Annotated in this window: 12 protein-coding genes; 2 read left to right on the top strand and 10 right to left on the bottom strand. The window is 32.4% G+C overall.

Annotated features, from left to right (window positions below):
* Positions 1-30: 30 nt before the first annotated feature.
* From B5E75_RS00960 to B5E75_RS00930, 7 genes are all read right to left on the bottom strand, one after another.
* Positions 31-3,237 carry a DEAD/DEAH box helicase gene (locus tag B5E75_RS00960; RefSeq protein WP_087356948.1) on the bottom strand — a complete coding sequence of 1,069 codons (3,207 nt, stop codon included), beginning with the start codon at positions 3,235-3,237 and terminating at the stop codon, positions 31-33.
* A 73-nt stretch (positions 3,238-3,310) separates the two neighbouring features.
* Positions 3,311-5,230: a penicillin-binding transpeptidase domain-containing protein gene (locus B5E75_RS00955; protein ID WP_087356947.1), complete on the bottom strand. Its 1,920-nt coding sequence runs from the start codon at positions 5,228-5,230 to the stop codon at positions 3,311-3,313.
* 64 nt (positions 5,231-5,294) lie between these two features.
* Positions 5,295-7,448: a penicillin-binding protein gene (locus B5E75_RS00950; RefSeq protein ID WP_087356946.1), complete on the bottom strand. Its 2,154-nt coding sequence runs from the start codon at positions 7,446-7,448 to the stop codon at positions 5,295-5,297.
* Positions 7,448-7,747, bottom strand: coding sequence for a hypothetical protein (locus B5E75_RS00945; protein ID WP_087356945.1), 300 nt, complete (start codon positions 7,745-7,747; stop codon positions 7,448-7,450). The genes B5E75_RS00950 and B5E75_RS00945 overlap by 1 nt, the downstream gene beginning before the upstream one ends.
* Positions 7,737-8,681: a 16S rRNA (cytosine(1402)-N(4))-methyltransferase RsmH gene (gene rsmH / locus B5E75_RS00940; RefSeq protein ID WP_087356944.1), complete on the bottom strand. Its 945-nt coding sequence runs from the start codon at positions 8,679-8,681 to the stop codon at positions 7,737-7,739. Before rsmH ends, B5E75_RS00945 begins: the two co-directional genes overlap by 11 nt.
* Before the next feature lie 9 nt (positions 8,682-8,690).
* The gene (gene mraZ / locus B5E75_RS00935) at positions 8,691-9,119 is read right to left on the bottom strand and encodes a division/cell wall cluster transcriptional repressor MraZ (RefSeq protein ID WP_087356943.1); all 429 of its coding nucleotides are present in this window, start codon (positions 9,117-9,119) and stop codon (positions 8,691-8,693) included.
* Positions 9,120-9,295: 176 nt separating this feature from the next.
* Positions 9,296-10,642, bottom strand: a complete 1,347-nt coding sequence (locus tag B5E75_RS00930; protein ID WP_087356942.1) for an MATE family efflux transporter — start codon at positions 10,640-10,642, stop codon at positions 9,296-9,298.
* Between the two features lie 100 nt (positions 10,643-10,742).
* On the opposite strand from B5E75_RS00930, the gene B5E75_RS00925 reads away from it, so the two are divergent.
* Positions 10,743-11,603, top strand: coding sequence for a PfkB family carbohydrate kinase (locus B5E75_RS00925; RefSeq protein WP_087356941.1), 861 nt, complete (start codon positions 10,743-10,745; stop codon positions 11,601-11,603).
* Between the two features lie 22 nt (positions 11,604-11,625).
* Here the strand turns inward: B5E75_RS00925 and B5E75_RS00920 are convergent, their stop codons facing one another.
* On the bottom strand, positions 11,626-12,570 hold the full coding sequence (locus B5E75_RS00920) for an L-lactate dehydrogenase (RefSeq protein ID WP_087356940.1): 945 nt from the start codon (positions 12,568-12,570) through the stop codon (positions 11,626-11,628).
* 62 nt (positions 12,571-12,632) lie between these two features.
* Positions 12,633-13,727: a MerR family transcriptional regulator gene (locus tag B5E75_RS00915; RefSeq protein ID WP_087356939.1), complete on the bottom strand. Its 1,095-nt coding sequence runs from the start codon at positions 13,725-13,727 to the stop codon at positions 12,633-12,635.
* Positions 13,728-13,902: 175 nt separating this feature from the next.
* On the opposite strand from B5E75_RS00915, the gene B5E75_RS00910 reads away from it, so the two are divergent.
* The gene (locus B5E75_RS00910) at positions 13,903-15,351 is read left to right on the top strand and encodes a L,D-transpeptidase family protein (RefSeq protein WP_087356938.1); all 1,449 of its coding nucleotides are present in this window, start codon (positions 13,903-13,905) and stop codon (positions 15,349-15,351) included.
* Positions 15,352-15,634: 283 nt separating this feature from the next.
* On the opposite strand, the gene B5E75_RS14495 is transcribed toward B5E75_RS00910, so the two are convergent.
* Positions 15,635-15,787, bottom strand: coding sequence for a hypothetical protein (locus B5E75_RS14495; protein ID WP_162607611.1), 153 nt, complete (start codon positions 15,785-15,787; stop codon positions 15,635-15,637).
* Position 15,788: the final 1 nt, after the last annotated feature.

The raw sequence follows: 15,788 nt of genomic DNA, 5'->3' as shown, positions 1-15,788 counted from the left end.
TGGGCATTTTTTGCACAAAAAAAGATCTCACTAAGAGATCTCAAATAAAGATTTCATATCTTCTAAGCTCATGCTTGTAATACTTCCTTCATTGCCCTCTACAAAAGTATCGGCTAAGTTTTTCTTTTGCATCTGTAATTCCATGATTTTTTCTTCAATCGTATTTTTCATAATCAAAGAAAAGACTTGTACGGTTTCCTGTTGTCCAATACGATGAGCACGATCTGTTGCCTGATTCTTTGCTGACATATTCCACCATGGATCATAATGTATAACAGCCTGTGCACTGGTCAGATTCAAACCTGAACCACCCGCTTTTAAAGAAATCAAAAACAAGGTTGTATCATCATTTTGAAACTGATCGACCATCTTTTTACGCTTTTCCTTAGGTGTTGAACCATCTAAAAGATAATAACTCACATGTTCTTTTTGACATTGTTCTTCAATTAAATGTAATAAAGATGTAAATGAAGAAAACAATAATATTTTCTTATGATTATCTTTTAATGAATGAATCAATTCCATACATCCTTTCAGCTTTGACGAAGGCCCTTGAAACTCTGGATATAATAAACGCAAATCTTGGCATAATTGTCTTAAACGTGTCAACATAGCTAAAATATCAATATGTCCTAATTTTTGAACATCTAGCTTTTGTTGGAGAGATTGATTCACTTGAACTAAATTAGCAAGATATAATTTTTCTTCTTCCTCACTCAAATGCATATATAAAGTTTGTTCAATCTTTTCTGGTAACTCATATAAGACATCTTTTTTATTTCTTCTTAAAACAAAAGGTGTAATCATTTGTTTTAAACGTTCTTGTTTTTGTTCATTATGTTCTTTAACAATAGGACGTTCAAATTGTTCTAAGAAATAACTGTAATGATAAAGATAATAAGGCATCAAGAAATCAAAGATAGACCATAATTCAGCTAATGAGTTTTCAATCGGTGTTCCCGTTAAAGCAAAACGCTGTTTAGCTTTTAAACGCTTGACACATATCGCATTTCTCGTTTTAGGGTTTTTAATATTCTGGGCTTCATCAATCACAACTGTATGAAAAGACAATTTTTCATACCATTCAATATCCCTTCTTAAATAATCATAAGATGTAATCAAAACATCATATTGTTCTTGATTTTTTAAATGTTCTTCTCTTTCTTCTTTATTTCCATAAACACAAAGGACGTTTAAATCATTTGAAAACTTCATCAATTCATCCTGCCAGTTTAAAATTAAACTCGCTGGAGCAATAACCAAATGTGTTCCCTGTCCTTTTAAGCTATCAAAATAAGTAATCATCTGTAAGGTTTTCCCCAACCCCATATCATCCGCTAAAATACCTCCAAAATGATAATGTTCCATCAACCTTAACCATTGATATCCTTTCTTTTGATAATCCCTTAAAATCGGTTGATAATGTTCAGGCACATCAAATTCATGTTCCTTTGTTTGAAAATCTTCTATCCATTTCTTTAATTCTTCACTTCTTTGATAATGTAAAGATGTATCATCTTGCATCATCTGATCAATTTCAAATAAACGATAAGTTGGGATTTGAACCTCTCCACGCACAATATCCTGCACTGGCAATGATAACGTATCTGTTAGATGGTCTAAATCCTGTAATTCCTGATTATCTAATGAAAGAATCTGTCCATTTTTTAATTTATAAAATTTTCTTTTTTTCTTATATGCTTTTAATATATCCATCAGTTCTTCTTTTTGAACATGCACACTTTGAATATCAATCGAAAGCAAACCATTTTGCAGATGAACTCCGACACGTATATCAACAGGTTTAGCCTGTGAAAAGCTATTTAAAGCATCACTAACAAAAACTTGACAATAATGGGAAAGATAAGGCAGACTTTCCTTTAAAAACTGATAAGTAAAATCATGGTCATATTGTAAATAAACCATGTGGTCATCAATATCTTCAATATAAGGACGTAAATAGTCTTCAATTAAATCAGCTTGTTTCGATTTATGAGTATTGTGTTCATCAAAACCATAACTCATATGATCATCATATATATATTCCAGCTGTATACAGATTTGATCATCTTTGGTCATATCTGCATAAAGATTAATCATATCTTCTTGATGATAAGTATCAAAAAGATGGGTATCTAAAAGAATATCATCATTTAAATCATAAAGTACGTATTTATAAAAATCCATCAAAGATGATTGTGGGATATAGAAACCGCCTTTGGTTTCCATCCATTTTTGAATAAAAGTGAGTACTTGTTGGGGTGCATGAAAATCATAACGATATAAAACATCGTTTTCTAAACGATAAATATAATGAGAAGTCATCAAAACATTTTCAAATTGATGATAATCAGAAAAATCTAAGACATAACTTTCTTCTTTTAAGGTTATTTCTAGAGGAATCTGTATATTTTTCTTATCAAAGGCGATATCACAATAAGAAGATGGTAAAACACTCATGATTTGATAAAATTCATCCAGTTCATCATTTAACATAAGTGTCTTAATGATTCCTTGTTGGAGATATTGATTGTTTAAAAAACATTTTTTCATCAATGTGATAATTTCTCTTGAGTCTTCATCAAAAGCTTCTAAACTATGAATAAAACCAAAATTTTTACTATATTGGACATTTTCATGATGATCAATGGCTTTTAAAAAAGATTCAATATTTTTAATAATATAGCTTTGATGAGGTGCTAAAATCTTAAAAGCAATCCATAAATGATCTTTTTTTTGTTGTACAAAAACTTTAATTTGATATTGTTTTGAAATCAAAGGAACAAAAGATTCTCTTAATAACTGTTCTTTATATAAATGAATTAAATCCATTGATTCCTGTTGCTTTTTTTGTAAGATTCGTTCTTGTCTTTGTTTTTCTATTTTTGCTAATTGTTGTTGTTTATTCCATTGATCATCTTTTTCATAAAAATAAGGAAAAGATGTCACCGTCAATGTCTTTAAAAAGAATAAAATAGCTGCAATATGACGACATTGTCCTTTTAATGAACAACTACAATGTGATTGAATAATCTCCCCATCCTGTGATATTTTCATAGAAACAATAAATTTCTCATCACGAATTGACATTCTAGCATTCATTCTATAACAATGATTGCCTTCATCAAAAGAAATTGTCATTCTTTCCAAGACGTCTCGTATATCCATAAAACGGCCATAACGATATTCCTTTTCATCCTTAACAACACGTCTGATTTCTCTTTCCTGTATAAGCATTATGATTCCTCCAATCAATGCTTTATTATAACATATTCTTCTTCAACAAGCTATCATCAGACGTGTTTTCTTCTTATCGTATATCCTGTTTATTGCCTAACATAATCTTGACTTTTTGACCTTGTTCTATTTGTTCACCTACACGTGGCAATTGATCAATCACATAATCTCCTTCTCCTAAAAACTCAAAACCATAATTTTCATTTTGGACTTCAGATTTTTTCTTACCAATATAATTTTCTACATCATAGGCAGGAACATCTGTCCAGACATAGGCTTTTTCCCTCTGTTTCGTTACTTTTGGTATTTCTAAAGCAGGTAAAACATCCATAAAAATCTTTCTGGCAATAGGAGCAGCTGTTGTCCCACCATATTGGACACATTTTTTTGGATTATCCATAGCCAGATACAAAACAATCTGAGGATTATCAATAGGCGCAACACCCAAAAAAGATAAAATATATCCATTCCCTGCATATGTTCCATTCATAGCACGTTGAGCTGTTCCTGTTTTTCCACCAATACGATAGCCATCAATATAGGCATTTTTACCTCCACCATCTGTCACAACACCTTCTAAGGCATCTCTGACTTTGGCAGATGTTTGCGCTGTAATCACCTGTTTTATCATTTTTGGTTTTGTTTCACTGATCACTTCATGTGTTTTGCTATTATATATTTTGTTGACAATATAGGGCTGATAAAGTTTTCCTCCATTGACACAGGCACAAACAGCTCTTACCAGTTGAATCGGTGTGACAGATATTCCTTGACCAAAGGCCACTGTCGCCTGTTCTACTTCATTGAACTTATCATAAGCAAACATGATACCACTTGATTCTCCCATCATATCGACACCTGTTTTCTTCGTTAAACCAAAATCTTGTATATACTGATATAAACGTTCTTTCCCTAACCTGCGACCAATTTCCACAAAACCGGGATTCGATGAATTTTGTAATACTTCACGAAAAGTCTGTAAGCCATGTCCTCCTTTTTTCCATGATTTAATTCTTGCTCCACCAACAATTTCATACCCTTTATCATAGTAAGTATCCTTATCCATATCAAATAGATTTTCATTCAAGGCACTACTGAAAGTGATAATTTTAAAGGTTGAACCCGGTTCATATGACTTCCATATGGGCAAATTACGATTATAGATTTCACTATCAGCATTTTGATAGTCATTAGGATCAAAATCCGGTTTGGAACATATAGCCAGTATTTTTCCATTACGAGGGTCCATCGCCAGACATAAAATAGAATCGGGATCATAAGTCGCATAGGCATTATTCAATTCTCTTTCTACAACATCCTGAACACGTGTATCAATCGTTAATTCTATATCCATTCCTGTTGTAGGATATTCATATTTTGCTGGATAGATATTTAAATTTTGTCCTTTAGCATTCATATAATAATGAATGCTGCCATTGACTCCAGAAAGATATTGATCATATTGTCGTTCTAATCCTACCAGTCCTTGATTATCTATCCCAACAAATCCCAATGTTTGAGCCAGATAATTTTGAAAAGGATAATAACGCAATGTATCTTGTACAAGATATACACCCGGTAATTTTAAACGATCAATTTGATAAGCTTTATTTTCATCTAACTGTCTGCCTTCAGGTTGAATTCTTTCTACAGAAACCTTTTTTTGAATTTTTTGCAGTAATGTCTGCTCATCACATTTTAAAATACGTGATAATTCATAAGCTGTATGAATTGGATCATGAATTTGGCTTGGTACAACAATTAACGAAGATGTTGTTAAATTATCAACTAAAGTGACATGTTGAGAATCATAGATTTTTCCACGTGATGCTTCTAATGGAAAGCTACGTTGCCATGATTCTGTTGCTTTTAAGCTTAATTCCTGATAAGCAAAAAATTGACTATATCCTAAACGCAGTACAATACATAAAATAATGATGGTCATGACAATATTAACCCATTGAATCTTTTTGATCATACGAGAAAAAATCATTTTTATCACCATCATATTGTATGATTTCTTTTATAAAATATGAAAATAGGAACTTCAAAAGTTCCTATTTTGCAGTCACTGTAATTTTTTGATTTGATTTGAGTTTTGTTCCTTTCGTTACACTCTGTTTATAAATTGTACCTTCGCCTTTAAACTCAATATCCACATGAGCCATCGTACCAAAGGCTTCTGCTTCCTTTCGTGACCAGCCCGTCATCGAAGGCATGGTTATATTCGTTCCATTCGTCTGTAAAAATACACGAGATTTCGATGAAACTTCAGTTTGAGCTTTTGGATATTGACTCATGACAATATCACCATCTCCAATGACAAGCGATGAAAGCTGATGATTAGAAAGAACTTCTTTAGCGTAATCAACACTTTGATTCATATAATTATCTAAAACAAATGTTGATGTTTCCACAACTTGTGATGGCTGTGTATTTAATTTATTCAAAGCTGCACGAATACCTCCCTGTACAACCTTTGCGGCAGATGTCGTACTTGATGAACTTCCCTGATACCACATAACTAAAATCACTTGAGGATCATCATAAGGTGCCATTCCTACAAAACTATGTGTATAATAACCACTTCGATATCCACCTGACTCAGAAGCTACCTGCCCTGTTCCCGTTTTTCCAATCAAACTCACATCATCCATGCGATAATTGTATCCGGTACTTCCTTCTTCATTAATAACACCTTTCAACAATTCTCGAACTTGTTTAACTGTATCTACTGAATAAATCTGTTTAGAATACTGTGTTTTGGCTTCATAAAGTGTTTCTTGACTATCACTATTGACAACTTTTTCAACCAGATATGGCTCTACCATTTTTCCATCATTCGCAAAAGCACTATAAGCACGAATCAATTGTAAAGCAGTAAATGTAGAACCTTGACCAAATCCTGTTGTTAAATATTCTAGAGTTCTTTCACCTTCACGCTTATATCCTGCAAAACCAGCCGCTGAAGTTAAGCCATCAATACTGCTTTCTTTAAAGAATCCTAAATCTTCATAATCTTGAAGTAAAGATTGTTTATCTGTTTTTTCACTCAAGATATGACAAATTCCTGTATTACTTGAATAATAAAATCCTTTTTTATAACTTATTGTTCCCCAACCACGACCACTATTATGGTCATTAATTGTAGCAACCGTTTTCCCATTGACTTTATAATGAAACTTTCCAGATTGATATGTATCATCAACATCTAATTTTTGATCATTAATCGCATTTCCATAAACAAATGATTTAAAAACTGATCCCGGTTCTACTGGTTCATTTAAAAATAAATCCACATAATTTTTAATATCACGTTTATTAGGATCAAAAGATGGATAATTAGAAATCGCCAACAATTTCCCTGTCTTGGCATCCATGATACCACATGTTGCTTTTTCCGGTTTTAATTCTTCAATCATCTTTTCCATCTGCATATCTAATTCTGTTTGAACATCTGTATCAATCGTTAAATAAACATCATTTCCAGCAACGGGTGCAGTTTCACTTAAAATTCCATTAGGTAAAACATTATTATTGTTGTCGGCGAGATAAGTTCTTTCTCCATCCGTTCCAGATAATTCATCATCAAAAGCTTGTTCAATACCCATTTTTCCTACCAATGTCTGTACTGTTTTTCCTTTGATTTCATCTGTAACAGCTTGCGCATATCCTACCTCATAAGAAGCAAAATCACCATAACGATAATTTCTTGTTGTAATTTCATCAAACTCCAGACCCGGTAATTTTAAAGCATCAATTTGATCTTTAACGAGTGAAGAAAGATTATTTCCATAACTTCCAAATTCAACTTGATAAGTGTCTTTCTTTAATTGCTTCAAAATATCTTCTTCATCCATTCCAATAATTGGTGCCAATGCTTTTGCTGTTGCTTCTGGATCAACAACATAATCTGGCTTTTTATCCAAAGTTAAGTGGGTTTTTGATAAAATAGCATAAAGCTTATATGTTTTCATATCACCCGCAATGACTTCATTATCACTTGAATAAATCGTTCCACGTTTGGCAGATAAAATATCTGTCTTACTTTCACCACGACTTTCAGCATATTCTTCAATATCATTTCCACTGACAAAATGTTTACCAGTAGCTCCCAGATAAATGACATTGCATACCATACAAACAATAACCACCATAATAATGCAATAAACAATTTTAGCACTTTGATTATTATTTTTTTTCATTGCCATTATTCTTCAGGAACTCCTACAACGGCAGCTGTGGCAGTATTTTGTTTATATGTATATCCCTTCGCTTGAGCAACTGATTCCAGACGAGAAAAAGATGCTAATTCTAATTTTTTCATATCTAACCCGTCAATATCTGATTCAATTGTCTTAATGTCTTTTTCTAATTTATTACATGCAACATTGATTGTTGATTCATAAGAATTTAAAGCAACAATTCCCACAACAAAAACAATAAAACTCATCACTAATAAACGTTTTGAAAATCTTAAAAATCTTGGTTCTCTTTTCTTATTTCTCATCTTCATATATCCTTTCTATAATTCTTAATTTTGCTGAATGTGAGCGATGATTTTCTAATAATTCCTCATCACTTGCTACAATTGGTTTCTTTGTTATTTTTTTAAATCGAGGTTTTAAATATTCTGGAACAACCGGCATTCCTCTTGGTAAATCCGGTTGTTTCGTTACTTCTTGAAAAGTATATTTACAAATCTTATCTTCCAAAGAATGAAAAGTAATCACTGCAATACGCCCATGAACATTTAAAAGTGTCAAAGCATCATTTAAAGCCTGTTCAAAAACATTTAGTTCGTCATTAACTGCAATCCTTAAAGCCTGAAAAGTTCGCTTGGCTGGATGTCCCCCTTTTCTTCTGGCTGGAGCTGGTATTGCTTCTTTAATAATATCGACAAGCTCAAAAGTCGTTTCGATAGGTTTTTGTTCACGATGACGTGCAATGGCTCTGGCAATCTGTTTAGCAAACTTTTCATCAGAATATTTATATAACCATGTGATTAAATCTGACACTGGTGCCTGATTGACCAGTTCATAGGCACTGATCTTTTGATTTTGATCCATTCGCATATCTAAACGAGCATCATAGTTATAACTAAAACCACGTTCACCATCATCAAACTGTGGCGAAGATACACCCAAATCAAAAACAAATCCATCCACGTGGCCGACACCACGTTTTGCCAGTTCTTCTTTTAAATTTTTAAAATTGGCATAAATAATAGTAAAACGATCAGAAATCTGTGCCAGACGTTCTTGAGCCGCCGCTATAGCCGTTTGATCTTGATCAAAACAATAAAGATGTCCCGTCGTTAAACGTTTGAGAATCTCCTGACTATGTCCACCACCACCCAGTGTACAGTCTACATAGATTCCATCTTCTTTGATATTTAAACCATCAATCGTTTCTTGAAGTAATACACTGATATGATGAAACATAACATCCTCCTAATCTAAATCATCAATATTTTCTGAAATGTCATCAAACTGATCCATATTCTCATCATAGAAGCAATCCCACATTTGGCTATCCCATAATTCAATGTGATCTCCTGCCCCTACAATCACGCATTCTTTTTGAAGCTGACCTTCATTTCTTAAAACCTGAGGAATATTAATACGTCCTAATTTGTCAAATTCACATTCCGTTGCTCTGGAAGTGACCAAACGAATAAATATTCTGGTTTTTTTCTTTGTTTTTGGTAATTTCATGAGTGATTGATAATATGTTTGCCACCCTTCAACAGTATAGACGGCTAAACAACCTTCATTACCACGAGTGACATAGACTTTTTCACCACATTCAAGACGCATTTTGGCTGGAATACTCAAACGTCCTTTTGCATCTATATTGTGCCTATATTCACCTATGAACACTTCAAAATCACCCACTTTTATACATTTCTATACATTTTTTAACACTTCATACCACCATTATATACTATTTATAAGATGATGTATAGAAAAAACATGCTTTATTTTTTGATTTTTTATAATAAAAAAGTGGCTTATTTTCGCCACTTATCGTTAATTTTCCATATTTTAACAAATTATCAAAAAGGTTTTGACTGATGATTTGGTAACCACGAAGAAAAAAGATAAAACCATAGAAAAACAATCGAACTACATGTCCATGTGATAGGATATGCCCAAAAGACAAGATGAATATCATGAATAAAATATAAAGCAACACTCATATATAAAACACGCACAATACACCAGAAAACCATCATGACAAGCATCGGTACCATTGACTTTCCTGCCCCTCGTAAAATACCAGCAATACAATGTGAAAAAGCTAATAAAAAATAAAATAATGTCACTGTTCTAGCTTGCGCTGTTCCAAATCCCACAACATCCACCGTAGAATCAAATAAACTGATTAAAAATGGTGCTGCTATAAAAATCACAATCCCGATGATTTGAGCAAGTATTAATGAACATATAATCCCAAAGCGTGTTCCTTTTTTCACACGATCATATTTTTTGGCCCCCATATTCTGTGATACAAAGGTCGTCATGGCTAAGGCAAAGCATGTAATTGGTAAAAAACCAAATCCTTCAATTTTAGAATATGCTCCACATCCTGCCACTGCCATTTTTCCAAAACTGTTAATATAGCTTTGAACAACCACATTAGCTAACGCAATAATGGAATTTTGAATTCCTGCTGGTAATCCGTTTTGAATAACTTGTTTCAACATGGGTATATCGAAACGAATGTCTTTGATTACGAGTGGATAAGATGGATGTTTTAAAAGATATAAAAAGCATAAAACAGCACTGACAACTTGTGATATAACAGTCGCTATCGCAGCTCCATCTACACCCATATGAAAAACAGTAATCAATACAATATCCAAAACAACGTTAATTACTGAAGAAATAATCAAATAATATAAAGGATGTTTACTATCTCCCAGTGCCTGTAAAATACCGGTAAAAGCATTATATAAAACAAAAGCTAGTGAACCCATAAAATAAATACGAAAATAAATAATAGAATCAGGTAAAACATCTTGTGGTGTTCCCATTAAAACAAGTATCTTAGGTGCAAAAATCACCCCTACCCCAGTCAAAACAAGTCCACAGATAATTCCTAAGGCGACAGTCGTATGAATGGATAAACGAACACGTCGATGATCATGCGCACCAAAAAAACGTGCAATGACAACACCTGCCCCTACTGAAAGACCATTAAAGAATCCAACAAGTAAAAAAATCAAATTACCAGAAGAAGCGACTGCTGCTAAGGCACTTGACCCTAAAAAATTTCCCACGATTAAAGAATCTGCAGTATTATATAACTGTTGAAATAAGTTTCCTAAAAATAAAGGAATCGCAAAATAAATAATTTTCTTTGCTATTGAACCCTCTATCATTGTATTTGTATCTTCCATATATTTCCCTCCCCTTTCACTATTTTAGCACTAATGCTTTTCTAAATATACAAACATCTGTTATAATCATGAAAAATCATCAAAAAAAAGGAGAAACATTATGAAATCGACATTAATCATTGGTTCAAGTGTCTGTGATGTCAATATCTATGTTCAACAATTTCCACAAATCACAGGCGATGAAAATATTATAAAACAAGAAATGACAATGGGTGGATGTGCTTGGAATGTAAGTGCAGTTTTTAGACAATTACAACTTCCTTATACTCTTTTTTCACCCATTGGCAAAGGATTCTATGGTGATTTTGTCAAAGCCCAGTTTCAAAAAAATCATGTTCCTGTTTTCATTGAAACATCACAAAAGAATGGATGTTGTTATTGTGTGGTAGATAAGCAGGGAGAACGTACTTTTCTTTGTGAACATGGCGCTGAATATGTTTTTCATAAGGAGTGGTTCACACAATTAGATATGTCTTTATATCAAGCTATTTATATTTGTGGATTAGATATTGAAGAAGATCACAAACAAGTGATTTATCAGTTTTTAAAACAATATCCTCATCATACTTTATATTTTGCTCCCGGACCTCGTCTTTTCAAAATCCCTCAACAAGCCATGCATAACATTCTTTCCCTTCATCCCATTTTACATCTCAACAAGCAGGAAATCCTTACCTATACCCATCAAAATGACTTAGAAAATGCCTGTAAGATACTTTATACAAAGACACAACAACCAATAATTGTCACACTTGGTCAGGAAGGATGTTATTTCTATAATCAAACACAAAACTTTTATATTCCAACTCAAAAAGTTCCCGTTTTTAATACCAATGGTGCTGGTGATACCCATTTGGGTGCTATTATGGCTTATCGTATTCAAGGCGTTATCTGGGAAGAAAGCTTACAAAAAGCGAATGATATGGCGGCTATGAAGATATCAAAAAACTCTGTAAAGTAATCCACCTTACAGAGCTTTTCTTTTATAAATCCAAACCATCTAAAACATCTTTTAAAGCTTTAGCACTTGTTTGTAATTTTTCATTTTCATCATTATTCAAGTAAATATCTACAACTTTTTCAACACCATTTTGTCCAATGACAGTTGGAATACTTAGACAAATATCATTTAATCCAAATTCTCCCTGCATTAAACTTGAAATTGGCAAAACAGCATGTTCATCTTTCACAATTGCTGTTGCAATACGTTTGACAGCTACTGCTACACCATAGTAAGTTGCACCTTTTCTTTTAATAATTTCATAAGCACTATCACGAACTTCTTGAGCCAGTCTTTCCATAGATTCTTCATGATTAAAATGACCACGCAATTCACAGAAATGATTAATGTGAATACCTGCAACCTGTGCCCCTGACCAAACAACCAGTTCACTATCACCATGTTCACCAATAATATAAGCATGAATATCTCGAGGATCGACTTGTAAATGTTTACCTAAAACATATTTCAATCTCGCTGTATCAAGAACTGTTCCTGAACCAATAACACGATGAGCAGGGAATCCTGATAATTTCAATGCCACCTCAGTTAAAATATCAACAGGATTAGAAACAATCAATAAAATTCCTTCACAATTTCTTTCTTTAATTTCAGGAATAATACTTTTAAAGATTTGAACATTCTTTTTCACTAAATCCAATCTTGTTTCATCTGGTTTTTGATTAGCTCCTGCGGTAATGACAATTAATCCCGCATCAACAATATCATCATATGTTCCAGCATAAATATTCATTGGTGTCAAATAAGCACTTCCATGACTCAAATCCATAGCTTCACCTTCAGCTTTTTGCGTATTTGCATCAATCAATACCATTTCAGAAAATAAACCTGTCTGAATCAAACTAAATGCAGATGTAGCTCCAACAAATCCACATCCAATAACAGCAACTTTTTGCATATTAACCATTTTTTATCACCTTCCATCTCTAGTATACCCCAAAATCTAAAGATTTCAAATTATATGCACAATCATTTTTTTCGAGGCGTATTCAAAGCATAATGTTTTTCAAAATATTCAAACCCACTCATTTCATCCTGTTTATAAAAACCTATTGTATAATCATCTCCAGTGATGGGAATATGTTTAGCTTTGATGATTTGATAAGCCATTTTGCTGTTTTCATCAAATGCCAATCCTGATTTGATTGTATAAACTTGTCCATCATCAAATGTAAAGGTAAAACGTGGTAAATAGATCTTAGATAAACCATATCTTTGTGTCATGGTCGATATAACGATATCAATAGAAACATTTTTTAATTGTTGCCATTGATAATGTTGATTTCTACGTTCACTTTGTTTCAATAAGAATCCTATAAGGATGGAATAGCGACTTTGAAATTGACGAGAACAAATTTGTATTCCCTGATCCGTCAATTCAATATAATCCTGTTTTGTTATAGCGATGTGATACAATGAAAGTATCAAAATCAAACTGATAATCGTCATCAATACAAACATCTTTAAATGAGGTGAATACCCTGTCAATAAAGACAGATGATATTGTGAATTTACCCTGCCAATCATGCGAGGTAAAACATCTCCAAAAACAAAACCTAAACCTATAGACAAAGCAATCATGATAAGTAAACCTGTCAGATAATCAGCAATCTGGATTCTTGTTCCTATGACAGTCGTATGTTGACTACGTAAATAATCCCCTAATTTTTTTAGACCTTGCTTGACCAATGTCTTATCAATATGTTTCTGTTCCTGTAACTGCTCCTGTGTTAAAACATCTAAAACAGGAATACCTTTATCTTGAAACTCTTGACATATCTGTTGGATATATTGTAAAGAAGTAATTTTTGTATCTAACTTTTGAATATGATGTTCTAAAACTGTCTGAAAATTTGTTGATTGGTCTAAAATAGCTGCAATATCCTCAATCGGAATTTCTAATTCTCTTAAAAAACGGATTTTTTTCAGTCTATCTATATCCTGCATATTGTAATCACGATAACCATTTTCATCTCTATGAGGATGAATCAAATGCATTTTTTCATAATAACGTAAAGCATGTGAACTGATAGATAATTGCTTTTCTACTTCCTTAATTTTCATCTTTTCCACCTTCCTCGCTTACATTGTAAACCTTAGAGTCACACGAAGGTCAATATATTTATGAAAAATCATATAAAAAAATTGATTTCAAGCATATAAAATGTTGGATAACTTGACTTTTATGGTAAAAATACCTATACTTCTAAATGAAGTTTAAAAATGAGGGGTATGTTATATGGAGGAAACAAAAAAGCAAGAAAAACAGACAAGAAAAAAGGTTCGCATAAGAAAAGATCATGTTTTGAAAGCACTGCTTATTTTAGGGGCACTCATTATTGTTGTTTATCTTTTTGGATGTTTCTATTATCATGACAAATTTATGAGTCGTACAGCTATTAATGATATTGATGTTTCAGGAATGACTTACAAACAAGCCAGTGATACGCTTGAAAATGCACTGACAAATCAGACATTGTCATTGACTTTTGTTGATAATCAAAAAGAAACTTTAAAACAAGATCAAAGTGGTATCACTTTTAATCCTAATAACAGCATTCAAAAGGAAATGGATAAACAGAATCCTTTTTTATGGTTTACACATTTCTTTCAATCTACAGATATCAATTTAAATGATTTATTAATCACAGATCAAAAACAATTAGAAAAAGCTGTGACATCTTTAAAACATGTACAAGATGAACAAATTGCACCAGTGGATGCAAAAGTAGAGTATAAAGATGAACAATTTGTGATTACACCTGAAGTTTTTGGAACAACTATTCAAAATGAACAATTGATTGACGCTGTAGAAAAGGCATTTCAGACACGTCAAGATACGATTCATTTAAAAGAACAACATATTTATAAAGAACCAAAACTGACATCTCAAGATAAAATCATTACAAATTTAGAGAAACTTGCTAAAGAATATTGTGATGCGAAAATTACTTATAAAACTGTTTCTGGTAATGTTGTGTTAGATGGTAATGATTTGATTCAATGGTTATCTATTGATGAAAAAGGAAATTATTATTATGATGAGGATGAATTTAAGAAACAGGCAACAGCTTTTGTAAAAGATACTTTAGCTCCTAAAATTAATATTATTGGAAAATCAAAAACATTTAAAGGAGCCAATGGCACAAGAACTGTATCTGGTGGTAATTATGGTTATAAATTAAATCAAAGTAAAGAAGTCACTGGTTTATTAAGTGATATTAAAGCACATAAAAAAGAAACAAGAAGTCCTTCTGTAACTGGTGTACAGGCTTCTTATAGTAATGGTGGTTTAGGTAATACTTTTGTGGAAATTGACATGACAAAACAACATATGTGGTTTATCAAAAATGGTAATGTTGTTTTAGAATCTGACTGTGTTACAGGATTACCTACACCTGATCGTATCACTCCTGGTGGAACTTATTATGTTTATTTTATGCAACGTAATCGTGTATTAAGAGGGCAGATTCAAGCTGATGGAAAACCAGAATATGAAACACCTGTCGCTTATTGGATGGCATTTAATGGTGGAATAGGTTTACATGATGCAACATGGCAATCTTCTTTTGGTGGCGACCGTTATAAAACACATGGTTCTCATGGTTGTATCAACTTACCATTGAATGTTGCTGCTTCATTATATAGTCAACTGAAAGTGAATATTCCTGTTGTTTGTTATTATTAAAAGGCTGCAAAGCCTTTTTTATTTTATGGATGTATGCTAGTATAAAGATAGGAGGAGGATTTTATGAATACTTTTTTAAAAAGATTTGTACAAATCATATTTTTTCTAGCCATTTCATGGCTTTATTTCCATATCATTCAAAAGATTATTTTTCTGTTCTCACCTTCATCTTCTCTGACATTTGATAATATCTTAGGCCTGATATGTATCTTTATTTATATCGTATTCATTATACCCTTAGCTTTAATCATCACTCATAAAATATCTATTCAATAAAAAATCCTTACTTTTTTGAGTAAGGATCTTTTTTGTTTTGTTCAAAAGGCATACGTAAAATCTTTTGTTGTTTCTCTAATGGTAAAATAGAAGCCAGACATGTCACTATGAAAAATGAAAAAATAGAATAAAATCCAAATTTAAATATACGCTTAAACATT

Source organism: Massiliimicrobium timonense (genome assembly GCF_002160865.1).
In the GTDB taxonomy this organism is placed as follows: Bacteria; Bacillota_I; Bacilli_A; order Erysipelotrichales; family Coprobacillaceae; genus Allocoprobacillus.
The sequence above is the reverse complement of the archived record's forward strand: the minus strand, read 5'-3'. Positions and strand labels throughout refer to the sequence as shown.